Raw genomic sequence first — 23,332 nt, 5'->3', positions numbered from 1 at the left:
TCCGGCTTCCTACAGGCCCCAGCGCAGAGCCGCGGTGTGGACGGGGGCGTCCCACAGCTGCGTCAGCTCATCGTCCAGCTTGAGGAGCGAGATGGATGCGCCCTGCATCTCGAGCGACGTGACGTAGTTGCCGACGAGGGAGCGGCTGAGGGTGATGCCGCGCTCGTCGAGCACCTCGGCCGCCCGCCGGAACAGGATGTACAGCTCCGACAGCGGCGTGCCGCCCATGCCGTTGACGAACAGCAGCACCTGCGAGCCGTCGAACGAGAGGTCGGTGAGCACCGCATCCATCATCCGGTCGACCAGGCGGTCCGCCGGCTCCAGCTTGATGCGCTCGCGCCCTGGCTCGCCGTGGATGCCCACCCCGAACTCGATCTCGTCCTCCGGGAGCACGAAGCCGGGCTCTCCGGCGTGCGGCACCGTGCCGTCGGTCAGCGCGAGGCCGATCGAGCGCACATTCTCGTTGACGCGCTCCGCGATGGCCGTGACCGCGTCGAGGTCGTCACCGCGGTCCGCGGCTGCTCCGGCGATCTTCTCGACCAGGACGGTGCCCGCGACGCCGCGCCGGCCGGCCGTGTACAGGGAGTCCTGCACGGCGACGTCGTCGTTGGTCACCACGGAGCGGACCGTGATGCCCTCCGCCGCCACCAGGTCGGCCGCCGTCTCGAAGTTGAGCACGTCGCCCGTGTAGTTCTTGACGATGTGGAGCACGCCGGCGCCGCCGTCGGCGGCCTTGGTGGCCTCCACGATCGGCATGGGCGTCGGCGAGGTGAACACCTCGCCCGGCACCGCGGCGTCCAGCATCCCCTTGCCGACGAAGCCGGCGTGGAGGGGCTCGTGACCACTGCCACCGCCGCTGACCAGGCCGACCTTGCCCTGCACCGGGCCATCGGCCCGGGAGACGAAGCGCGGATCCTGGGACACCGTGACGATGTCCGCGTGTGCCCGGCCGAAGCCCGCGAGAGACTCGGCCACGACGTCGGGTACGTCGTTGATGAGCTTCTTCATCGAAACCCTTCCTTCCATTCCAGTGGAATGCTCCACTTTGTCAGTGCGTCGCCGCCACCCACTCGTCGAGCTTCGCGGCCGCAGCCCCGGAGTCGATCGCTCGAGCAGCGACCGCCATTTGCGAACGGAACCGATCCAGGATGGATTCCTGAACCCTCGACGGGTCGGACGCGAGCTCGAAGGAAACGAGCCCGGCCGCCGCGTTGAGCAGGACGATGTCGCGCACGGGGCCTTCTTCACCCGCGAGCACGGCACGCACGACCGCCGCGTTGTACGCGGCGTCCTTCCCGAGCAGGTCGTCGATCCGCGCGCGGGGGATGCCCAGATCGCGCGGGTCGATGTCGTGCTCGGTGACGAGGCCCCTCGAGACCTCCCAGACGTGGCTGTGACCGGTGGTCGACAGCTCGTCGAGCCCGTCGTCGCCGCGGAAGACCAGCGCGGTCGCGCCGCGGGTCTGGAACACGCCGACGATGAGCGGGATGCGGTCGAGCGTCGCGACGCCGACCGCTGACGCCTCGGGGCGCGCCGGGTTGCACAGCGGTCCGAGGTAGTTGAAGACGGTGGGGACGCCCAGCTGGGCGCGGACGGGACCGGCGTGGCCGAACCCGGGGTGGAACGCGCTGGCGAAGGCGAACGTGATGCCGACCTTCTTCAGCACCTCGGCGACGCGGTCGGCGGGGAGCGTGAGGTCGATGCCGAGGGCGGCCAGCACATCCGAGGAGCCGGACGACGAGCTCGCGGCGCGGTTCCCGTGCTTGATGACGGGGACACCGGCGGCCGCCGCGACGATCGATGCGGTCGTCGACACGTTCACGGTGCCGAAGCGGTCGCCGCCCGTGCCGACGATGTCGAGCGCCATCGGATCCACCACCAGCGGCACGGCGTGGTCGAGGATCGCGTCGCGGAACCCGACGATCTCATCCACCGTCTCGCCCTTGGCGCGCAATGCGATGAGGAATGCCGCCAGCTGGGCGTCGGTCGCCGCGCCGGTCATCACCTGGTCCATGGCCCAGGCCGCGTCCGCCACGCTCATGTGCTCCCCCGCCAGGAGAGACGTCAGCACGGACGACCAGGACTGCGTGTGGACCATGAAGCGATCCTATCGGCGGGCGACACGCCACGGCGATAGCGGTCGCTGGACGCCTGGTAAGGCTGTCCTAACCGGAAATCCGGTCGATTCACGCCCCTCAGGTGGGAAAACCAAGGGTTCTTTTCAGCCATAATGGGTTACGTGACGAGCACCTCCATTTCTCCCTCAGCGAGTGCGCCGGCGATCAACCGGCCCAATGTCGTGGCCGTCGGCACGATCGTCTGGCTCGGCTCGGAGGTGATGTTCTTCGCGGGGCTCTTCGCGATCTACTTCACCCTCAAGTCGACGTCGCCCGATCTGTGGGCCGCCGAGACGCAGCACCTCAACATCCCGTACGCGGCGACCAACACGCTGATCCTGGTGCTCAGCTCGGTCACCTGCCAGTTCGGCGTCTTCGCCGCTGAGCGCATGCAGCCGCGCCGCACGGGCGGTCTGCTGCAGTTCTGGCGCTGGGGCATGGTCGAGTGGTTCACGCTGACCTACCTCATGGGCGCGGTCTTCGTCTCCGGCCAGGTGCTCGAGTACGCGACCCTCGTCTCCGAGGGCATCTCCCTCAGCTCCAACGCCTACGGATCGGCGTTCTACCTGACGACGGGCTTCCACGCCCTCCACGTCACGGGCGGCCTCATCGCCTTCCTCCTCGTGATCGGCCGCGCGTTCGCGGTCAAGATCTTCGGCCACAAGGAGGCGACGAGCGCCATCGTCGTCTCGTACTACTGGCACTTCGTCGACGTCGTGTGGATCGGACTGTTCGCGGTCATCTACATCATCCGATAGGAAACAGGAGCGTTCTTCACCCCATGCGTCCGAAAAACCCCCGCCCGGCCACCCAGCCTCGCACGGGCAAGCCCGCCCGCAAGGCCGGCCGTCGACACCCTCTGGCCACCGTCGCGCTGCTCGCGATCGGCCTCGGGCTGACCGGCGGCGCGTACGCCGCGTTCACGACGACCACCGCGTCCGCCGACGAGCCGCAGGTGGCCGCCGCCAGCCAGAACTCGGTCGACGAGGGCAAGAAGCTCTTCCAGGCCAACTGCGCCACCTGCCACGGGCTCGACGCCCAGGGCAGCTCGGTGGCTCCTAGCCTGATCGGCGTCGGCGCCGCCGCCGTCGACTTCCAGGTCGGCACCGGCCGCATGCCCATGCAGATGCAGGGCCCGCAGGCGCAGGAGAAGCCGGTCCAGTTCACCGACGACCAGGTCAAGGCACTCGCCGACTACGTCGCGTCCCTCGCCCCCGGGCCGTCCATCCCCGAGCAGAAGTACCTCGACGGGAAGGGCGACGCCGCCCACGGCGCCGAGCTGTTCCGCATCAACTGCGCCATGTGCCACAACGTGGCCGGCGCGGGTGGAGCGCTCACCGAGGGCAAGTACGCCCCGCCGCTCACCGGCGTCAGCGCCGAGCACATCTACGAGGCCATGGTCACCGGCCCGCAGAACATGCCGGTCTTCAACGACCTGAACATCACGCCGCAGGGCAAGGCCGACATCATCACGTACCTGAAGTACATCCAGAACAACCCGTCCCCGGGCGGCTTCGAGCTGGGCAACCTCGGCCCGGTCGCCGAGGGCCTGTTCCTCTGGATCTTCGGTCTGGGCGCCATCGTCGCCCTCACCGTGTGGATCACGGCCAAGTCCAACTAGTCGGCCCGCACAGGCACGAACCACAGCGTAAGAAGGAGAGCAATGGCACAGGACGAGAACGGCGGTCGCGAGCTGACGCCCGCCAGTTCGTCTGAGGCGCACCGCACCGGCGACCCCGGGACGGCGGTGATCATCCGCGACGCCGTCGAGAACCCCGGCTTCCCGCCTCACCGCCCGCGCGTCACCGACCTCGACCCGCGGAAGGAACGGCGCGCCGAGCGCACCGTCTACACGCTGTTCTACCTGTCGATCGCGGGCTCGGTCTGGGCGGTCGCCGCCTACCTCGCCTTCCCGATCGTCGACGGCGACCCCGGCTCGGTCCGCCTGAACAACCTGTTCATCGGCATCGGCGGAGCGCTCGCGCTCCTCGCGATCGGCATCGGCGCCGTCCACTGGGGCAAGGCGCTCATGCACGAGAAGGAGGGCGTCGACCTCCGCCACCCGGTGCGCGGCAGCGAGGCGACCACCGAGCGCGCCGCGGAGATCTTCCGCCAGGCCGACGAGGAGTCCGGCTTCAGCCGGCGCACGCTCGTGCGCAACAGCCTCATCGGCGCGCTGATCGCGTTCCCGCTGCCCGCCGTCGTCCTGTTCCGCGGCCTCGCGCCCGAGAACGAGGACCCGGTCGAGCTGCTCTCGAACACGATGTGGGCGAAGGGGGTCCGGCTCACCCGCGACCCAACCGGAACCCCGATCAAGGCCTCGGATGTGACCCTCGGGAGCGCGTTCCACGTGATCCCGGAAGGCCTCAACGAGTCGGAGAACATGCTGGAGGAGAAGGCCAAGGCGGCCGTGCTCCTCATGCGCCTCAAGCCCGAGGACCTGCACGTGTCCAAGGGCCGTGAGAACTGGAACTACGACGGCATCGTCGCCTACTCCAAGATCTGCACGCACGTCGGGTGCCCGGTGGCGCTCTACGAGCAGCAGACCCACCACCTGCTCTGCCCGTGCCACCAGTCGCAGTTCGACATCACGCACGAGGCGCAGGTCATCTTCGGACCGGCGAAGCGGCCGCTGCCGCAGCTGCCGATCACCGTCGACGCCGATGGCTACCTGGTCGCCCGCAGCGACTTCACCGAGCCCGTCGGCCCAAGCTTCTGGGAGCGCCATTGAGCACCACGACCGCCGCACCCGCGGCAACGACGACGGCCAAGAAGGGTGGCTTCACGGCGGCAGCCGCGAACTACCTCGAAGACCGCACCAGCATCTCAGGGGCCGTCAAGGAGTTCGGTCGCAAGATCTTCCCCGACCACTGGTCGTTCCTCCTCGGTGAGGTCGCGCTCTACAGCTTCATCGTCATCCTGCTGTCCGGCACGTTCCTGACGTTCTTCTTCCAGGCGTCGATGGCCGAGGTCACTTACAACGGCTCGTACGTGCCGCTGAAGGGCATCGAGATGTCCTCGGCGATGCAGAGCACGCTGAACATCTCGTTCGAGGTGCGCGGCGGTCTGCTGGTCCGTCAGATCCACCACTGGGCGGCTCTGCTGTTCGTGGCGTCCATCGGACTGCACATGCTCCGCATCTTCTTCACGGGCGCGTTCCGCAAGCCGCGTGAGCTGAACTGGGTGATCGGCTTCGTGCTGTTCATCCTGGCGATGGCCGAGGGCTTCACGGGCTACTCGCTCCCGGACGACCTGCTCTCGGGCAACGGCCTCCGCATCATCGACGGCCTCATCAAGGGCCTTCCGGTGGTCGGAACGTGGATCTCGTTCCTGCTCTTCGGCGGCGAGTTCCCGGGCACGGCGATCGTCGGGCGCCTCTATACGCTGCACATCCTGCTTCTGCCCGCGTTCGTCGTGGCGTTCATCGCGCTGCACCTGATGTTCGTGGTCATCCACAAGCACACGCAGTACGCGGCTCCCGGTCGCACCCAGGGCAACGTCGTCGGCTACCCGGTCCTCCCGGTGTACGCCGCGAAGGCCGGTGGATTCTTCTTCATCGTCTTCGGTGTCCTGGTGCTGATGGCCTCGCTGTTCACGATCAACCCGATCTGGAACTACGGCCCGTACGACCCCTCCCCGGTGTCGGCCGGTACCCAGCCGGACTGGTACATCGGCTTCGCGGACGGCGCCCTGCGTCTGGTCCCGCCGGGCTGGGAGTTCGTGTGGCTCGACCGCACCTGGTCGTTCAACATCATCATCCCGGTGGCGATCCTCGGTCTGTTCATCGTGACCGTCATGATCTACCCGTTCCTCGAGTCGTGGATCACCGGCGACAAGCGTGAGCACCACATCCTGGACCGTCCGCGCAACGCGGCAACCCGCACCGCCATCGGCGCTGCCGGTGTCACGTTCTACGCGGTCTTCTGGGCGGCGGCGAGCTCGGACATCATCGCGACGCACTTCAAGCTGACGATGGAGGGTGTCATCCACACCCTGCAGGCGCTGCTGTTCGTCGGACCTGTCGTCGCGTACGTCGTGACGAAGCGCGTCTGCCTGGCGTTGCAGAAGAAGGACCGCTCGATCGCGCTCCACGGCTACGAGAGCGGCCGCATCGTGAAGCTGCCCGGTGGCGAGTTCATCGAGGTGCACGAGCAGCTGAGCGACTACGAGCGCTGGCGTCTGGTGTCGTTCGAGTCCTACGAGCCGCTGATGCTGCGTCCGAACCGTCGGGGCAAGATCACGGCGGCGAACCGCATGCGCGCTGGCCTGTCCCGCTGGTTCTTCGAGGACCGCATCGTTCCGCCGACCCGGAACGAGCTCGAGTCGGGTCACGACCACCACTGAGGCCCGCCTCCGTCGGAAGCGCCGGTGCGTTCATTCGCGCCGGCGCTTTCGTGTTCCCGCCCGTTGTTCCCGTTCCTTGACCGAGGGGCTGCCGATGTCCGCTGATCCGTCCCGCCTCGCGGCCTGGCTGCGCTGCCCCGTGTGCGAGGCCGATCTGGAGCCGGTCGACCGCCTCACACTCGGTTGCGTCAACGGGCACCGTCACGACGTGAACAAGCGCGGGTACGTCTCTCTTCTGGGCGGAGGCACCAAGCACCTGGGCGACACCGCCGAGATGCTGGATGCGCGCGACCTGGTGCTCGAAGGCGGCGCCTACTCCCCCATCGCCGACGCCGTGGCGGCGTCCGCCGTCGGGACGCGCGTGCTGGATGCGGGCGCAGGAACCGGCCACTACCTCCGCGCGGCCCTGTCAGCCCTGCCGGACGCCCTGGGGCTCGCCATGGACCTGTCCCCGCAGGCGGTCGCTCGCGCCGTGCGGTCCTCGGACCGGGTGGACGGCCTCGTCGCCGACACCTGGCGTCCGCTGCCCGTGCGCTCGGACACGGCCGACACCGTGCTCGACGTGTTCGCCCCGCGCAACCTCCCAGAGTTCCACCGCGTCCTGCGTTCCGGCGGAACCCTCGTGGTGGTGGTCCCCCGCGCCGACCACCTCGGCTCGCTGCGCGCCGCGGGGACCATGCTCGACATCCCCTCCGATAAGGCGGACGACGTGATCGCCGCCGCAGAGCCCCTGTACGCCCTTCTGGCGCGCGAACCGGTCGCATACGACCTGGCGCTCACGCCGCCTTTGCGCGAGGCTCTGGCGGGCATGGGGCCTTCCGCGCGTCATGCTGCCGCAGGCGCTGCCGTCCCAGCCGACATCGGCGCCACGCGCGTCTCTGTCGACGTCCTGCGCTTCACCCGCCGCTGACGCCGCCTGCCCTGTAGGCCACGTCCTCAGCGCCTGGTGGACGCAACACGCCGTCCATGGCGTCGCAGCCACGGCGTGTTGCGTCCGCTGGATGGAGCAGGGCGGGGCCCGGCGGACACCTCCGCCCAGGCCGGAGCACGAGACAGCTCGCGCGGGACACCATCCGTGGGTCGCAACACGCCGTTACGGCGGCGGGATAACGGCGCGTTGCGTCCCACAGAGCGACAAACGCGGGCCACACGGCGGGTCGCGTCTCACGTGCGCCGGGCACCGGGCGGGACGGCGCGATGCCGCAGTCGTGCGCAGCGCCAGTTGGAGACGCAACCTGGTCGCCCGCGACCGCGCCATCCCTGGGTCGCAACACGCCGTTTGGGCAGGGGATAACGGCGTGTTGCGTCCCACACGCGAGGAGCGTGCCACACACGATGAGTGCCCACGTCCGTGTCATCCGTGGGTCGCAACACGCCGTTTGTGCAGGGGGATAACGGCGTGTTGCGTCCCACACGCGAGGAGTGCGCGTCACACACGATGAGTGCCCACGTCCGTGTCATCCGTGGGTCGCAACACGCCGTTATGGCGGCGGGATAACGGCGTGTTGCGTCCCACAGACAACGCCCCTGGAACGCAGCGAGGGCCGCCTCCCGTGGAGACGGCCCTCAGCAGGCGCGGACGGCGCGCTCAGCGCGCGAAGTAGCCGCGGTAGTACTCGTAGACCCAGCCGACGATGCAGACCAGGGCGAAGGCGACGCCGATGTAGCAGATCCAGAAACCGACGGCGAGGCCCAGGACGACCAGGCCCGCGCCGAACGCGAGGGCGACCGGCCACCAGCTCCACGGGCTGAAGTGCCCCAGCTCGGGGTCACCGTCGTCGATGTTCGCGTCGAGACGGTCCTCCGGCAGCTCCCCGCCCTGCGAGGCGTGGGAGCGACCGACATAGAACGCGATGAACGCGGCGAGGATCGCACCGAGCAGCATGCCGATGGTGCCGACCCACTCGACGTTGCGGTGGGACTGGTCGAGCAGGTTCCACAGCGTGTAGACGACCGCCGAGAGCAGGAAGAAGATCGACAGGATCCAGAACAGGATGGCATTGGCGCGCATGGGTTACTTCACCTCGTCGTTCGCGACGTCGTGCACAGGGGCGTCGGGGGCGTCCTTCGCGGGACCCACACCGATCGGGATGCCCGCCTCGGGGTGGTTCAGGTCGAACGCCGGCGACTCCGAACGGATACGCGGGATCGACGTGAAGTTGTGCCGCGGCGGCGGGCAGCTGGTCGCCCACTCGAGCGAACGGCCGTAGCCCCACGGGTCGTTGACCGTGACCTTGGGCGCGTTGCGCGCGGTCAGGTACACGTTCACGAAGAACGGGATCATCGAGATCGCCAGGATGCCGGCGCCGATCGACGAGACCTGGTTCATCCAGGTGAAGCCGTCCGACGGCAGGTAGGTGGCGTACCGGCGCGGCATGCCCACGACTCCCAGCCAGTGCTGGATGAGGAAGGTCGTGTGGAAGCCGATGAACAGCAGCCAGAAGTGCCACTTGCCCAGCCGGTCGTTGAGCATCTTGCCCGTCCACTTGGGCCACCAGAAGTAGAAGCCGGCGAACATGGCGAACACGACGGTTCCGAACACCACGTAGTGGAAGTGCGCCACGACGAAGTACGTGTCGGACACGTGGAAGTCGAGCGGCGGCGACGCGAGGATGACGCCGGTCAGACCACCGAAGGTAAACGTGATCAGGAAGCCGATCGACCAGAGCATCGGCGACTCGAACGTGAGCGACCCGCGCCACATCGTGCCGATCCAGTTGAAGATCTTCACACCGGTCGGGACGGCGATGAGCATCGTCATCAGTGAGAACCACGGCAGCAGCACCGAGCCGGTGACGTACATGTGGTGCGCCCACACCGTCACGGACAGGGCGGCGATCGCGATCGTCGCGTACACCAGCGTCTTGTATCCGAAGATCGGCTTCCGGCTGAACACCGGGAAGATCTCGGACACGATGCCGAAGAACGGCAGCGCGATGATGTACACCTCGGGATGGCCGAAGAACCAGAACAAGTGCTGCCAGAGCAGGGCTCCGCCGTTCGCCGCGTCGTAGATGTGCGCGTCGAACACGCGGTCGGCCGCGAGGGCGAAGAGGGCGGCGGCGAGCACCGGGAAGGCCATCAGCACGAGGATCGACGTCACCAGAGTGTTCCAGGTGAAGATCGGCATGCGGAACATGGTCATGCCCGGGGCACGCATCGTGATGATCGTGGTGATGAAGTTCACCGCGCCGAGGATGGTGCCGAAGCCCGACAGACCGAGGCCGAGCACCCAGAGATTGCCGCCGATTCCTGGCGAGAAGGTCGTGCTCGAGAGCGGTGCGTAGGCGAACCAGCCGAAGGACGCTGCGCCCTGCGGGGTGAGGAAGCCGGCGACCGCGATCAGCGAACCGAACGAGTAGAACCAGTACGCCAGCGCGTTCAGACGCGGGAACGCCACGTCAGGTGCGCCGATCTGCAGCGGCATGAGCACGTTGGCGAAACCGGCGAAAAGCGGCGTCGCGAACATGAGCAGCATGATCGTGCCGTGCATGGTGAACAGCTGGTTGTACTGCTCCTTGGTGGCGACCACCTGCAGGCCCGGCTCGAACAGCTGGGCGCGGATGATCAGCGCCATCACGCCGCCGATGAGGAAGTACACGAACGACGAGACCAGGTACATGTACCCGATGGTCTTGTGGTCCGTCGACGTGATGTAGTTCACGAGGATGTTGCCCTTGCGCTCCACACCGTTCGCGGTGAGGAACGTGGGCGCTGGCTTGGGGGCGGTGGTCGCTCCCGGTGCCGGTGCTGTCGTCGTCATCTGTGCGTCCTACTCGTTGCCCTGCGGGGCGCCCGTTCCGGGCAGGTTCTGGTTGCGGTCGTACTCGGAGCCCAGCTGACCCTCGTAGCCCTGGGCGCGGAGGCTCTTGATGTGTGCGTCGTACTCGGACTGCGGGACGATCTTCACGTTGAAGAGCATCGCGGAGTGGTACTCGCCGCAGAGCTCGGCGCACTTGCCGACGAAGGTGCCCGTGCGGTCGGTCGTCTCGAAGTACATGTAGTTGGTCTTGCCCGGGATGACGTCCTTCTTGTAGAGCATCGCCGGCACCCAGAAGGAGTGGATCACGTCGCGCGAGTCGAGCTGGATCGTGATCTTCTTGTTCTCGGGGAGGTACAGGGTCGGGACCTCGCCCTCCTGGACCGATCCGGGGGTGGCGCTGTTGTCATCCGGCTGGACCTGGATTCCCGGGTCGTAGACGTTGTCGCTGACGTAGTTGAAGTCCCATGCCCACTGCTTGGCGTAGACCTGGATCTTGACGTCCGGGTTCGCGTAGGGCTGCTCGATGGCGTTCTGGTCACGCGCGGTGAACGCGAAGAAGCCGAGCACCAGGATGAGCGGCACGATCGTGTAGAAGATCTCGATCGGCATGTTGTAGCGCAGCTGCACGGGGAGGCCGGTCTGGCCCTTCCGGCGGCGGTACACGATGACCGCCCAGAGCGTGAGGCCCCAGACGACGATGCCGACGATGAGCAGGACGATCCAGCTGGTCACCCAGAGGCCGCTGATGCGGTCGGTGTGGTTCGTGACGGGCGGCTCGCCCTCGACGAAGCCCGGGAGGAATCCGTGCAGCTGAGCCTGCGTGCAGCCCGCGAGTGCCACGACGAGCGTCGCGGCGATCGGGATGGCAGCCCATCGGAGACGGCGATTGTGACGCACCGGTGACCTTTCGAGTGACTACTGGACAGTTCACATGCAACTGTATGTGGCTGTGTCTACCCTACTCCGACTGACACCCTGATCCGAACAAAAGGGCCGCCCTGTGGAGGGCGGCCCGATGTGTTTCTCTGTGCTATATGAGGCTCAGTGGAAGGAGTCTCCGCACGCGCAGGAACCGGTCGCGTTGGGGTTGTCGATCGTGAAGCCCTGCTTCTGGATCGTGTCCTCGAAGTCGATCGACGCACCGTCGAGGTACGGGACGCTCATCTTGTCGACGATGACCTCCACCCCGTCGAAATCGACGGTCGCGTCCCCGTCGAGCATGCGCTCGTCGAAGTACAGCTGGTAGATCAGACCCGAGCATCCGCCGGGCTGGACGGCGACGCGCAGACGCAGGTCGTCGCGGCCCTCCTGCTCGAGCAGGCTCCTGACCTTGGATGCCGCGGCGTCGGTCAGGCCGACTCCGTGGGCCTTGGTCGCGGTCAGCGTTGTGTCGGTCATGGGACTCCTCACGAAGGTGAAACGGGACTTCGGAACGAAATCTGCGTCGATTGTACGTCGCCGAACTGGAAATTCGGCAGAGCGCGGGATCTGCTCAGGATGCGGTGCGCCCGTTGAGCCGCGAGAGCAGGAGCGCCTCGGTCAGCACGGCGCGCTTGAACACGCCCAGGTGCAGCGACTCGTTGGGGCTGTGAGCCCGCGTGTCCGGGTCCTCGACGCCGGTCACGAGGATCTGCGCGGCCGGGAACTCGCGGACGAGATCGGCGATGAACGGGATGGAGCCGCCGACGCCGGTCTCGACCGCTTCGGCGCCCCAGGCGTCGGTCATCGCGCGCTTCGCCTCGGTCGCCGCCCATCCGTCGGTGTCGACGAGGAACGGGTCGCCGAGGTCGACGTCGTCGATCGCGATGTGCGCGCCGAACGGCGCGTGCGCCCGCAGGTGGCGTTCGAGCGCCTCGTACGCCTCGCGAGCGGGCTGGCCGGGTGCGACGCGGGAGCTGATCCGCACGGCGACGCTGGGCAGCAGGGTGTTGGATGCGTTGGCCACGGTGGGCGCGTCGATGCCGGTCACGGTGATGGTCGGCTGCGACCACATCCGCGACAGGATCGGCCCGCGGCCGACGCTGGTGACGCCCGGCAGGAACGCCGCGTCCTCCGCGAGCTGCTCCTCCGTGAACGCCGGCGGCTCGGCCGCGGCGTCGTATGAGGTGAGCCCCTCGACGGCCACCGCCCCATCGTCGTCGTGCAGTGTGGCGAGCAGCCTGACCATGGCGAGCATCGCATCCGGTGCCGCTCCCCCGTACATGCCCGAATGGGAGGCGTGCTCCAGGGTCGAGACGGTGAGCCGGAACGTCACGTTGCCGCGCAGCGACACGGTCAGCGCGGGAGTGTTCACGTCGACGTTGTCGGAGTCGGCGACCACGATGACGTCGGCGGCGAGGGCCGCGGTGTTCTGCTGGAGGAAGTTCGCGAACGAGCGCGAGCCGAACTCCTCCTCCCCCTCGATGAAGACGGCGAGGCCGACCTCCAGGTCGTCACCCAGCACATCGCGCAGGGCGCGGACGCTCGCGACGTGGGTCATCACGCCCGCCTTGTCGTCGGCGGCGCCGCGGCCGTAGAGGCGGTCACCGCGCACGGTCGGCTCGAACGGCGGCGTGTCCCAGTTCGCCTCGTCGCCCTCGGGCTGGACGTCGTGGTGTGCGTAGAGGAGCACGGTCGGGCGGCCGTTCTTCGCGGCCCGTGTCGCCAGCACGGCCGGCTGTCCGAGCGTGTCGCCGTCGCCGATCGGCGCCTGCTTGATCTCGACGCTGTCGAACATCCCCGTGTCCGTCAGAAGCGCGGCGACGGCTTCGGCGCTGCGGCGCACGTTCTGCGGGTCGAACGCGGACCACGACACCGAGGGGATGCGGACGAGCTGCGAGAGGTCGGCGACGGCCGACGGCAACCCCGCATCGACCGCGGCGCGGACCTCCGCCTCGACGCCGGGGGTCGCTCCGCCCGACGCATCGTCGGCGGCCGCGGGAACTGGGGTCTGCTGGCTGTCTGTCATGCGGGTAATCTTAAGCGGACCCCACAAGCGAAGGCTCGAAGTTGGCGAAACGACAGAATGCGGCAAGCGAGGCGGAGACGCCCGTCGCCGAGACCCCCGAAGAGACGGCTGCCCGGCTGAAGCAGGGCAAGGGTGCACCGACGCCCTCGCGCCGCCAGCAGGAGGCCGCCCGCAAGCGCCCGCTGGTGCCGACGGACCGCAAGGAGGCGGCGCGCGTCGCCCGGCAGAAGCAGGCGGAGGCACGCGAGAAGGCGCGCATCGGCATGGCGGCAGGCGACGACCGCTATCTGACCGCTCGCGACCGCGGACCGCAGCGCCGGTACGTGCGCGATTACGTCGACGCCCGGTTCTCGATCGGCGAGTTCCTCATCCCCGTGATGCTGATCGTCATCATCCTGACCTTCCTGCCGTGGCCGGAGATGCAGGTCTACGGCCTGTTCGCGCTCTGGGGCTTCTTCCTGATCGCGGTCATCGACTGCTTCGTGCTGGGCTTCCTGGTGCGCAAGCGCATCGGCGCCAAGTTCGGCACGACGAAGGTGGAGCGCGGCCTGCGCTGGTACGCCGCGATGCGCGCACTGCAGCTGCGGGTCATGCGCCTGCCGAAGCCGCAGGTCAAGCGCGGCCAGTTCCCGAGCTGACGTGGCGATCGTCGCGGCGGCGGACGGCTCCGCCCTCGGCAATCCCGGCCCGGCCGGCTGGGCCTGGTACGTGGACGACGACCACTGGTCCGCGGGCGGCTGGCCGCACGGCACCAACAACCAGGGCGAGCTCATGGCGGTCATCGACCTGCTGGAGGCGACCGCCCACCTCGGCGACGACCTGCACATCTTCTGCGACAGCCAGTACGTGATCAACGCGGTGACCAAGTGGATGCCGGGCTGGAAGCGCAAGGGATGGCGCAAGGCCGACGGCGCTCCGGTGCTGAACCGCGAGCTGTTGGAGCGTCTCGACCGTGCCCTGCAGGGCCGCAGCTACCGCTTCGAGTGGGTCAAGGGCCACGCGGGCCACGAGCTCAACGAAGCGGCGGACGAGCGTGCTCGCGCCGTCGCGCTCGCGTATCAGAAGGGCGACCCCATCCCGATCGGTCCGGGCTGGCCGGGTCGCGCCGCCGTCGTGGAAGAGCCGGCTCCGGCACCCGCCGCGGCGGCGTCCGCGACTGTACCAACTGCCGCCGCACCCGCACCCGCATCCGCGCAGGACGCGTCCCTCGAGCTCGACCTCTTCGCCGACCTCGCCGCCGACGAGACGGACGAGCAGGTCGTCGCGCGACTGGAGCGCGAGCTGCTGGAGCCCGCGGTGCGCTCCGACGCATCCCGCCTGGCCGAGCTGCTGCATCCCTCGTTCGAGGAGATCGGGCGCTCCGGCCGGCTCTGGGGTCGGGATGCGATCATCTCCGAGCTGGCGGTCGAAGACGACCAGGCGGCCGTCATGGAGGTGCTCGCGGTCGACCGCGTCGCCTCGGAGACGCTGCTGCTCACCGCACGGACGACGGATGCCCGCGGGGCGACCCTGCGCAGCTCGCTGTGGGTGCGCAGCTCCGGACGTTGGCGCCTACGCTTCCACCAGGGCACGCCGGAGGCGTAGCAGCCCCCGGTTGATCTGCCGGGCCCAGAGCGGGCCTCGGTAGAGGAACGCGGTGTAGCCCTGCACGAGCGTGGCCCCGGCATCCAGCCGTTCCTGCACGTCCTCCGCGGTGTCGACGCCTCCGACGGAGATGACGCAGAGCTCGGCGGGCACGACGGCGCGGATGAGGCGCAGCACCTCCAGGGAGCGTGCGGCGACCGGGGGTCCGCTGAGGCCGCCTGCCCCCGCCGCCTCGACGACGGAGGGATCGGTGCGGAGTCCGTCGCGCGAGATCGTGGTGTTCGTGGCGATGATGCCCGCGAGCCCGAGCTCCACGGCGAGGCGCGCGATGCGCTCGACCTGCTCGTCGGTGAGGTCGGGGGCGATCTTGACCAGGAGCGGCGTGGTGCCCGCGACGTCCTTGACGGCGGTCAGGAGCGGGCCGAGCAGTTCGAGCTCCTGCAGGCCGCGGAGGCCGGGGGTGTTCGGGGAGCTGACGTTGACCACCAGGTAGTCGGCGACCGGCGCGAGCGCGCGGGCGCTGGTGAGATAGTCCGCCGTCGCGTCCTCGACGGCGACGACGCGCGACTTGCCGATGTTCACGCCGAGCACGGGACACCGGGATGCGCGTCGCACGCGGAGCAGCCGGTTGGCAGCGGCACCGGCGCCGTGGTTGTTGAAGCCCATCCGGTTGATGACCGCACGGTCGGGGATGAGACGGAACAGCCGCGGCTTGTCGTTGCCGGGCTGCGGCCGGGCGGTGATCGTGCCGACCTCGACGTGGCCGAACCCGAGTGCGCCGAGACCGAGCACGCCCTCGCCGTCTTTGTCGAAGCCGGCAGCGACGCCGAACGGCGAGTCGAACCGCAGACCGAGCGCCTCAACCGCGAGCGACGGGTCCGGGGCCGTGAAGCGCCGGGCCAGGCCGCCGAGCCCGACGGCCGGGAGGGCGCGGATCACCACGAAGGCGAGGTGATGGGCCCGCTCGGGGTCGAGTCGGGACAGGACGAGGTCGAAGAGTGCGCGATACATGCCGGTAAGAGAATACCTGGCTAGTCGACCTGCACCGGCTCCGCGTGGTGCGCCAGCCGCAGCGAGCGGATGGCCTCCTCGAAGTCGTCGAGTGAGTCGAAGCCCTGGTAGACGCTCGCGAAGCGCAGGTACGCCACCTCGTCGAGCTCGCGCAGCTCCGGCAGGATCGCCAGGCCGATGTCGTTGGCCTCGATCTGCGAGGCGCCCGTCGAGCGGATGGTCTCTTCCACCTTCTGCGCCAGGACGGCGAGATCGGAGTCGGTCACCGGCCGGCCCTGGCAGGCCTTGCGGACGCCGAGCACGATCTTCTCGCGGCTGAACGGCTCCGCCACTCCGCTGCGCTTGATCACGCTGAGGCTCGCCGTCTCCGTCGTCGAGAAACGACGGCCGCACTCCGGGCACTGCCGGCGGCGGCGGATGGACAGCCCGTCGTCGCTCGTCCGAGAGTCGATGACGCGGGAGTCCGGGTGACGGCAGAAGGGGCAGAACATGGAGGAATTCTATCGCTCAGCGGGTGCGGAACCGCTGGGTGACCGCTTCGCCGTGCGCGGGCAGGTCTTCCGCCGTCGACAGGGCGACGATCCGGTCGGCGACCTCGTGCAGAGCTTCGCGGTCGTACTGCACGACCTGCTGCGGCCGAAGGAAGGAGTACGCGCCGAGGCCGGACGAGAACCGCGCCTGACCGCCCGTCGGCAGCACATGGTTCGACCCCGCCAGGTAGTCGCCGAGGCTCACCGGTGACGTCGGCCCGAGGAAGATGGCGCCGGCGTTGCGGATGGAGCCGAGGAGCTCCTGCGGGTCGGCCGTCTGCAGTTCGAGGTGCTCCGGGCCGTAGGCGTTGCTGAACGCGGCCGCAGCGGCCAGGTCGTCCACGAGTACGATCGCGGACTGCGGGCCGCCCAGCGCGGTGCGCACCCGCTCGCTGTGCTTGGTGGCGCCGGCCAGCGCATCCAACTCGGCCACCACCCGCTCGGCGAACGCCGGGCTGTCGGTGACCAGCAGGGATGCGGCCGCCTCGTCGTGCTCGGCCTGCGACACGAGATCTGCCGCGACATAGGCGGGGTCCGCCGAGTCGTCGGCGATCACGAGGATCTCGGTGGTTCCGGCCTCGGAGTCGATGCCCGCCTGACCGCGCACCACGCGCTTCGCGGCGGCGACGTAGATGTTGCCCGGGCCGGTGATGACCTGGACCGGGTCGAGCCCGAGCTCTTCGACTCCGTACGCCAGCGCGCCGATCGCACCCGCGCCTCCCATCGCGTACACCTCGTCGATGCCGAGAAGGCCCGCCGCTCCGAGGATGACGGGGTGGACCGCTCCCCCGAACTCGCGCTGCGGAGGGCTCGCGAGGGCGACGGACGCGACGCCGGCGATCTGCGCCGGCACGGCGTTCATGACCACGCTCGACGGGTACACGGCCTTTCCGCCCGGCACGTAGAGTCCGGCACGCTCGACCGGCTCCCAGCGCTGCACGATGGAGGCGCCCGGGCGGATGACGGTCTCGGTCGGCGGCGGGACCTGCGCGGCGGTCGCCTCGCGTACGCGGGCGATCGCCTCCTCCAGCGCCTCGCGGACGTCGGCGGGAAGCGCCTCGACGGCCGCATCGATCTCGGCCTGCGGAACGCGGACCGAGGCCGGAGCCGCGCCATCGAATCGCTCGGCCTGCTCGGTGAGGGCGGCGACGCCGCGATGGCGCACGTCGTCGATCAGCTCGGAGGCGACCGACATCGCCACCTGCACGTCCACGACGGGACGGGGCACGAGTCGCTGGAAGGCGGCGCGAGTAGGCTGGACACCGCGGAGGTCGATGGTCTGGATCATGGCCCATCCACCTTATCCGCTCGGGCGAGTCCCTCCCCCGCGGAATGGTCCACACAGATTCGGGCTTGTATCCAACAGTATGAACAGCGCATCCCCCGACCCCACCGACGGCGCCATCGCCGACGCGACCCCCGACCTCGCGGCCTTCCGGCAGACGTTCCGGCGGCACGCGGCCGGGGTGGCCATCATCACGGCCCAGCGCGAGGACGGCACGCCCGTCGGGTTCACCGCGACCTCGCTCGCCTCACTCGCCGCCGTCCCGCCGCTCGCGACGTTCAACATGGCGCTGTCGGCCTCCAGCTGGCCGGCGATCGCGGAGACCGATCGCGTCGTGATCCACACCCTCGGTGTGCGCAACCGCGAGGTCGCCCAGACGCTGTCCGGCGACAACAGCCAGCGGTTCCTCGGCGACCACTGGTACCGCGGCCCGCACGGCCTGCCGGTGATCAAGGACACGACGGCGTGGATGATCGGACGGATCGTCGAGCGCGTGCAGGTGCACCAGAGCGCCGTCGTCGTCGTGCAGATCGAGCAGGGCGGACTCGGCGAGGACGACGCGCCGCTCGTCTACCACGAGCGCACCTACTGGCGTCCCGGCACCCCGGTCTGACCCGGCGCCCTCCGGACCCCGGTCAGACCAGGCAGTGCGGGCCCAGCAGGCCCTTCAGCTCGCCGTAGAGATCGGCGCTCACCGTCACCGGCTTCGGCACCTCGAACACGCGCGCGACCTGCCCCTTCACCAACCGGAGACGCACCTCGCTCTCGCCCGGATGCCGTGCGAGCACCTCGCTCAACGACATGACCGTGTCGGTCGTCGCCCGCTGGTCGGGCATCGTGATGACGAGCGGACCGGAGTCGTTCGCCTGCCCGAGGTCGGGGGTCATCAGCGAGAACGCGTGCAGGTTCATCCCGTCGTCGCGCAGGCTCACCCGGCCGCGGACGACGACGATCGCGTCTCCCTGCAGTTGCGCCGAGTACTCCTGATACGCCTTGCCCATGAACATCACGGTCAGCTCGCCGCCGAAGTCCTCGACCTGGATCATGCCGTACTGATTGCCCGACGCCTTCGCCACGCGGTGCTGCACGCTCGTCACGAGGCCCGCGATCGTCACCGTCTCGCCGTCCTGGATGTTCTCCGACGCCACGAGCTCGGCGATCCCCGTGCTGGCGAGCTTCGCCAGCTGCAGTTCGAGGCCGGCGAGGGGATGGTCGGAGACGTACAGCCCGAGCATCTCGCGCTCGAACGCCAGCTTGTCGCGCTTCGCCCACTCCGGCCGCTGCGGGATGTGGTGCTGCGTCTGCGACACCTCGTCCTCGCCCCAGAGGCTGTCGAAGTCGAACCCGACGTCGCCGTTGGCCTCGTTGCGCTTGATCTTCACGGCCGATTCGACCGCATCCTCGTGCACCTCGACGAGCGCACGGCGGGTGTGGCCGAGCGAGTCGAACGCGCCCGCCTTGATCAGCGACTCCACCGTGCGCTTGTTCGCGGCGTGGATGGGCACCTTGTTCAGGAAGTCGTGGAACGACTCGAAGCGGCCCTTGCTCTCGCGCGCCTCGCGGACGCCCTCGACGACGTTGGCGCCCACGTTGCGGACGGCTCCCATGCCGAAGCGGATGTCCTCGCCGACGGCGGCGAAGTAGAGGTTGGACTCGTTGACGTCCGGCGGGAGCACTTTGATGCCCATGCGGCGGCACTCGTTGAGGTACAGCGCCATCTTGTCCTTGGAGTCGCCGACGCTGGTGAGCAGCGCGGCCATGTACTCCGCCGGGTAGTGCGCCTTGAGGTACGCCGTCCAGTACGAGATGACCCCGTAGGCCGCCGAGTGCGCTTTGTTGAACGCGTAGTCGGAGAACGGGAGCAGGATCTCCCAGAGCTTGTTGACGGCGTCCATCGAGTAGCCGTTGGCCTGCATGCCTTGCGAGAAGCCCTCGAACTGCTTGTCCAGCTCCGACTTCTTCTTCTTGCCCATCGCGCGGCGCAGGATGTCTGCTTGACCGAGCGAGAAGCCGGCGACCTTCTGCGCGATCGCCATCACCTGCTCCTGGTAGATGATGAGGCCGTAGCTCGTCGAGAGGATGTCGGCGAGCGGCTCGGCGAGCTCCGGGTGGATGGGCGTGATCGCCTGCTGCCCGTTCTTGCGGAGCGCGTAGTTGGTGTGCGAGTTCGCGCCCATCGGGCCCGGGCGGTACAGCGCGATGAGTGCCGAGATGTCCTCGAAGTTGTCCGGCTTCATCAGCCGCAGGAGGGACCGCATCGGGCCGCCGTCGAGCTGGAACACGCCCAGCGTGTCACCGCGCGACAGCAGTTCGTAGGCGGGCCGGTCGTCGAGCTCCAGGTCTTCGAGCACCAGCTCTTCTCCGCGGTTGTCGCGGATGTTGTCGAGGGCGTCGTTGATGATGGTGAGGTTGCGGAGCCCCAGGAAGTCCATCTTGATCAGGCCGAGCGACTCGCAGGCCGGATAGTCGAACTGCGTGACGATCTGGCCGTCCTGCTCCCGCTTCATGATCGGGATGACGTCGATCAGCGGGTCGGATGACATGATCACACCGGCGGCGTGCACACCCCACTGGCGCTTCAGGTTCTCGAGCCCGAGCGCCGTGTCGAAGACGGTCTTCGCCTCGGGGTCGGTCTCGACGACCGCCCGGATGTCGACGGCCTCCTTGTAGCGCGGGTGGTTCTTGTCGAAGATCCCGGTCAGCGGGATGTCCTTGCCCATGACGGGCGGTGGCATCGCCTTCGTGAGCTTCTCGCCCATCGAGAAGGGGAAGCCGAGGACGCGGCCCGAGTCCTTGAGCGCCTGCTTGGCCTTGATCGTGCCGTAGGTGACGATCTGGGCGACGCGCTCCGAGCCGTACTTCTCGGTCACGTACTTGATGACCTCGCCGCGGCGACGGTCGTCGAAGTCGACGTCGAAGTCGGGCATGGAGACGCGGTCGGGGTTGAGGAAGCGCTCGAAGATGAGGCCGTGCTGCAGCGGGTCGAGGTCGGTGATCCGCATCGCATAGGCGGCCATCGAGCCGGCGCCGGAACCACGGCCGGGGCCGACGCGGATGCCGTTGCGCTTCGACCAGTTGATGAAGTCGGCGACGACGAGGAAGTAGCCCGGGAAGCCCATCTGCGAGATCACGCCGATCTCGTAGTCCGCCTGCTTGCGCACCTCGGGCGTGATGCCGTTCGGGTAGCGCTGCTCGAGGCCCTTCTCGACCTCCTTGACGAACCAGGTCTGCTCGGTCTCGCCCTCGGGCACTGGGAAGCGCGGCATGTAGTTGGCGGCGGTGTCGAACTTCACGTCGCAGCGCTCGGCGATCGCGAGCGTGTTGTCGCAGGCGTCCGGGTAGTCGCGGAACAGCTGCCGCATCTGCTCCGGGGTCTTCAGGTAGAACTCGTCGGCGTCGAACTTGAAGCGGTTCGGGTCGTCGAGGGTCGAGCCGGACTGCACGCACAGCAGCGCCGCGTGACTCTTGGCGTCCTCCGCGTGCGTGTAGTGGAGGTCGTTGGTCGCGACGAGCGGGAGGCCGAGGTCTTTCGCCAGCCGGATGAGGTCGGACATGATCCGGCGCTCGATGCCGAGGCCGTGGTCCATGATCTCGGCGAAGAAGTTCTCCTTGCCGAAGATGTCGCGGTAGTCGGCCGCCGCGGCCCGTGCCGCCTCGTACTGCCCCAGCCGCAGGCGGGTCTGCACCTCGCCGGACGGGCAGCCGGTCGTCGCGATGATGCCCTTGGAGTACTTGCTCAGCAGCTCGCGGTCCATGCGCGGCTTGAAGTAGTAGCCCTCCATCGAGGCGTACGAAGACAGCCGGAAGAGGTTGTGCATCCCCTCTGTCGTCGCCGCCAAGAGCGTCATGTGCGTGTACGCGCCCGATCCGGAGACGTCGTCGCCGCCGCCGTCGCCCCACCGGATACGGGTCTTGTCGGAACGGTGCGTGCCCGGGGTGAGGTAGGCCTCCGTGCCGATGATCGGCTTGATGCCGGCGTCGGTCGCCGTGCGCCAGAAGTCGAACGCACCGAACATGTTGCCGTGGTCGGTGATCGCGACGCCGGGCATTCCCTGGGCGGCCGCGGACTCCACCAGGGGTTTGACACGCGCCGCCCCGTCGAGCATCGAGTACTCGCTGTGGACGTGGAGGTGGACGAAGGAGTCGGACATCGATCTAAGCCTAAGGCCGTCCTCCGACGTCGGCCCTACGACTCTCGGAGGACGTCCAGAGCGTGCTGCAGGTCGGCGGGATACGTCGTCGTGAAGGTGACCCACTCCCCCGTCGCCGGGTGGTCGAAGGAAAGCTGCACCGCGTGCAGCCACTGCCGGGTGAGGCCGAGCTTCGCGCTGAGGACGGGGTCGGCGCCGTACATCGCATCCCCCACGCACGGGTGCCGCTGAGCGGCCATGTGGACGCGGATCTGGTGCGTGCGCCCGGTCTCCAGGTGGATCTCCAGCAGGCTGGCGGAGGGGAACGCCTCGATGGTCTCGTAGTGCGTCACGGACGGCTTGCCGCCGGCGACGACCGCGAACTTCCAGTCGGATCGGGGATGCCGGCCGATCGGGGCGTCGATGGTTCCGGTCAGCGGGTCGGGGTGACCCTGGACGACCGCGTGGTAGATCTTCTCGACCGTGCGGTCGTGGAAGGCGCGCTTGAGCACCGTGTACGCGCGCTCCGACTTGGCCACGACCATGAGCCCGCTGGTGCCCGCGTCGAGCCGGTGGACGATGCCCGCGCGCTCGGCGGCGCCGGAGGTGGAGATGCGGAAACCCGCGGCGGCCAGGGCACCGAGCACGGTCGGGCCCTCCCAGCCGACGGAGGGATGCGCAGCGACGCCGACGGGCTTGTCGATGACCACGATGTCGTCGTCATCATGGACGATCGTCAGCTCGGGGACCGCGATCGGCACGATCTCGACGTCGGACTTCGGCTGCCACGAGACCTCGAGCCAGGAGCCGGCGGAGAGGCGGTCGGACTTGCCCGCCTCGCGGCCGTCGACGGTGACACCGCCAGCCTCGGCGATCTCGGCGGCGAAGCTCCGGGAGAAGCCGAGCAGCTTGGCGAGGCCCGCATCGACCCGCGAGCCCTCCAGGCCGTCCGGGACGGGGAAGCTGCGCGACTCCATCTAGGCCTGCGGTTTGTCGTCGTGCGGTTCGGGCGCGGGGCGAACGGTGTCAACGGCCGCTGCATCCGCGGACGCTGCATCCGCGGCCTCAGCATCCGCATCCACGGCCTCCGCATCCACGTCGTCCGCATCCACCTCATCCTCGTCCTCGTCGCGCGCGTGGCGGCCGTCGAGGCCGACACCACGGAGGGTGAGAATGAGGAAGAGCGCCATGCTCGACACGATGGCGACGTCCGCCAGGTTGAAGATCGCCGGCAGCAGCGGGATCTGCAGGAAGTCGACCACGTGGCCGACCCCGAAGCCCGGCTCGCGGAACAGCCGGTCGGTCAGGTTGCCGAGCAGGCCGCCCAGCAGGAGGCCGAACAGCACGGCCCAGGCGGTGGAGCGGATGCGCGGGGCGTACCAGATGACGAAGCCCAGGACGCCGACCCCGACGATGGAGAAGATCCATGTCGAGCCGCTGCCGATGGAGAAGGCCGCACCGGCGTTCTTGACGAAATGGAACTGGAGCAGCTGCCCCAGGACCTCGATCTGCTGGCCCTCGTACAGGTTCGAGACGACCAGGACCTTGGCGATCTGATCGACGAGGTACACGCACAGCGCGACCACCGCCAGGACCGCCAAGGCCCTGATGCTGACCTTGG

Annotated in this window: 21 protein-coding genes; 8 read left to right on the top strand and 13 right to left on the bottom strand. The window is 68.6% G+C overall.

All coding sequences use genetic code 11. The features are described 5' to 3' along the window. Positions 1-9: 9 nt before the first annotated feature. Together dhaK and trpD are read right to left on the bottom strand one after the other, a co-directional pair. On the bottom strand, positions 10-1,008 hold the full coding sequence (gene dhaK / locus ABIC47_RS15900; RefSeq protein ID WP_354481851.1) for a dihydroxyacetone kinase subunit DhaK: 999 nt from the start codon (positions 1,006-1,008) through the stop codon (positions 10-12). 40 nt (positions 1,009-1,048) lie between these two features. Further along, positions 1,049-2,098, bottom strand: a complete 1,050-nt coding sequence (trpD, locus tag ABIC47_RS15895) for an anthranilate phosphoribosyltransferase (protein ID WP_354481849.1) — start codon at positions 2,096-2,098, stop codon at positions 1,049-1,051. Positions 2,099-2,230: 132 nt separating this feature from the next. Between trpD and ctaE the strand changes: the two genes are divergently transcribed. The 5 genes from ctaE (at position 2,231) to ABIC47_RS15870 (ending at position 7,371) form a co-directional block, all read left to right on the top strand. Beyond that, the gene (gene ctaE / locus ABIC47_RS15890) at positions 2,231-2,875 is read left to right on the top strand and encodes an aa3-type cytochrome oxidase subunit III (RefSeq protein ID WP_026307206.1); all 645 of its coding nucleotides are present in this window, start codon (positions 2,231-2,233) and stop codon (positions 2,873-2,875) included. Positions 2,876-2,898: 23 nt separating this feature from the next. Continuing rightward, positions 2,899-3,738, top strand: coding sequence for a cytochrome bc1 complex diheme cytochrome c subunit (qcrC, locus tag ABIC47_RS15885; protein WP_018191340.1), 840 nt, complete (start codon positions 2,899-2,901; stop codon positions 3,736-3,738). 42 nt (positions 3,739-3,780) lie between these two features. Next, on the top strand, positions 3,781-4,848 hold the full coding sequence (gene qcrA / locus ABIC47_RS15880; RefSeq protein WP_018191341.1) for a cytochrome bc1 complex Rieske iron-sulfur subunit: 1,068 nt from the start codon (positions 3,781-3,783) through the stop codon (positions 4,846-4,848). Then, the gene (gene qcrB, locus ABIC47_RS15875) at positions 4,845-6,461 is read left to right on the top strand and encodes a cytochrome bc1 complex cytochrome b subunit (RefSeq protein WP_018191342.1); all 1,617 of its coding nucleotides are present in this window, start codon (positions 4,845-4,847) and stop codon (positions 6,459-6,461) included. Before qcrA ends, qcrB begins: the two co-directional genes overlap by 4 nt. Positions 6,462-6,555: 94 nt before the next feature. Beyond that, on the top strand, positions 6,556-7,371 hold the full coding sequence (locus tag ABIC47_RS15870) for a methyltransferase domain-containing protein (protein WP_354481845.1): 816 nt from the start codon (positions 6,556-6,558) through the stop codon (positions 7,369-7,371). A gap of 678 nt (positions 7,372-8,049) precedes the next feature. Here ABIC47_RS15870 and ABIC47_RS15865 read toward each other — a convergent pair. From ABIC47_RS15865 to ABIC47_RS15845, 5 genes are all read right to left on the bottom strand, one after another. Next, positions 8,050-8,472, bottom strand: coding sequence for a cytochrome c oxidase subunit 4 (locus ABIC47_RS15865; protein WP_018191344.1), 423 nt, complete (start codon positions 8,470-8,472; stop codon positions 8,050-8,052). A gap of 3 nt (positions 8,473-8,475) precedes the next feature. Further along, positions 8,476-10,224, bottom strand: a complete 1,749-nt coding sequence (gene ctaD / locus ABIC47_RS15860) for an aa3-type cytochrome oxidase subunit I (RefSeq protein ID WP_018191345.1) — start codon at positions 10,222-10,224, stop codon at positions 8,476-8,478. 9 nt (positions 10,225-10,233) lie between these two features. Then, positions 10,234-11,121: an aa3-type cytochrome oxidase subunit II gene (gene ctaC, locus ABIC47_RS15855; protein ID WP_018191346.1), complete on the bottom strand. Its 888-nt coding sequence runs from the start codon at positions 11,119-11,121 to the stop codon at positions 10,234-10,236. A 144-nt stretch (positions 11,122-11,265) separates the two neighbouring features. After that, a complete protein-coding gene (gene erpA, locus ABIC47_RS15850) occupies positions 11,266-11,622 on the bottom strand; it encodes an iron-sulfur cluster insertion protein ErpA (RefSeq protein ID WP_018191347.1) in 357 nt (118 codons plus the stop codon). 94 nt (positions 11,623-11,716) lie between these two features. Further along, positions 11,717-13,171, bottom strand: a complete 1,455-nt coding sequence (locus ABIC47_RS15845) for a dipeptidase (RefSeq protein ID WP_354481840.1) — start codon at positions 13,169-13,171, stop codon at positions 11,717-11,719. Positions 13,172-13,212: 41 nt separating this feature from the next. Between ABIC47_RS15845 and ABIC47_RS15840 the strand changes: the two genes are divergently transcribed. Together ABIC47_RS15840 and ABIC47_RS15835 are read left to right on the top strand one after the other, a co-directional pair. Then, positions 13,213-13,809 (top strand): DUF3043 domain-containing protein, encoded by a 597-nt coding sequence (locus ABIC47_RS15840; RefSeq protein ID WP_018191349.1) that lies wholly within the window; start codon positions 13,213-13,215, stop codon positions 13,807-13,809. Position 13,810: 1 nt separating this feature from the next. After that, positions 13,811-14,755, top strand: coding sequence for an RNase H family protein (locus ABIC47_RS15835; protein ID WP_354481838.1), 945 nt, complete (start codon positions 13,811-13,813; stop codon positions 14,753-14,755). On the opposite strand, the gene ABIC47_RS15830 is transcribed toward ABIC47_RS15835, so the two are convergent. The 3 genes from ABIC47_RS15830 to hisD are packed head-to-tail and all read right to left on the bottom strand — an operon-like array spanning position 14,723 to position 17,584. Further along, positions 14,723-15,766, bottom strand: a complete 1,044-nt coding sequence (locus tag ABIC47_RS15830) for a quinone-dependent dihydroorotate dehydrogenase (RefSeq protein WP_354481836.1) — start codon at positions 15,764-15,766, stop codon at positions 14,723-14,725. The genes ABIC47_RS15835 and ABIC47_RS15830 overlap by 33 nt on opposite strands. Before the next feature lie 20 nt (positions 15,767-15,786). After that, on the bottom strand, positions 15,787-16,257 hold the full coding sequence (gene nrdR, locus ABIC47_RS15825; protein WP_018191352.1) for a transcriptional regulator NrdR: 471 nt from the start codon (positions 16,255-16,257) through the stop codon (positions 15,787-15,789). A 16-nt stretch (positions 16,258-16,273) separates the two neighbouring features. Further along, complete coding sequence (gene hisD, locus ABIC47_RS15820; protein WP_354481833.1) at positions 16,274-17,584, bottom strand: histidinol dehydrogenase; 1,311 nt, start codon at positions 17,582-17,584, stop codon at positions 16,274-16,276. Between the two features lie 79 nt (positions 17,585-17,663). Here hisD and ABIC47_RS15815 point away from each other — a divergent pair, with 79 nt between their 5' ends. Next, a complete protein-coding gene (locus tag ABIC47_RS15815; RefSeq protein ID WP_089876283.1) occupies positions 17,664-18,194 on the top strand; it encodes a flavin reductase family protein in 531 nt (176 codons plus the stop codon). Between the two features lie 22 nt (positions 18,195-18,216). Here the strand turns inward: ABIC47_RS15815 and dnaE are convergent, their stop codons facing one another. From dnaE to lspA, 3 genes are read right to left on the bottom strand one after another with little or no spacing between them, the layout of a single operon-like run. Further along, positions 18,217-21,732 (bottom strand): DNA polymerase III subunit alpha, encoded by a 3,516-nt coding sequence (gene dnaE / locus ABIC47_RS15810; protein WP_020077380.1) that lies wholly within the window; start codon positions 21,730-21,732, stop codon positions 18,217-18,219. Between the two features lie 35 nt (positions 21,733-21,767). Next, positions 21,768-22,688, bottom strand: a complete 921-nt coding sequence (locus ABIC47_RS15805; RefSeq protein ID WP_354481828.1) for an RluA family pseudouridine synthase — start codon at positions 22,686-22,688, stop codon at positions 21,768-21,770. After that, positions 22,689-23,312, bottom strand: a complete 624-nt coding sequence (gene lspA, locus ABIC47_RS15800) for a signal peptidase II (RefSeq protein WP_354481825.1) — start codon at positions 23,310-23,312, stop codon at positions 22,689-22,691. It abuts the gene before it with no gap. Positions 23,313-23,332: the final 20 nt, after the last annotated feature.

It is taken from the genome of Leifsonia sp. 563, assembly GCF_040545055.1.
GTDB lineage: Bacteria > Actinomycetota > Actinomycetes > Actinomycetales > Microbacteriaceae > Leifsonia.
Note: the sequence above shows the minus strand (reverse complement) of the source record. Positions and strands in the feature narration are given on the sequence as shown.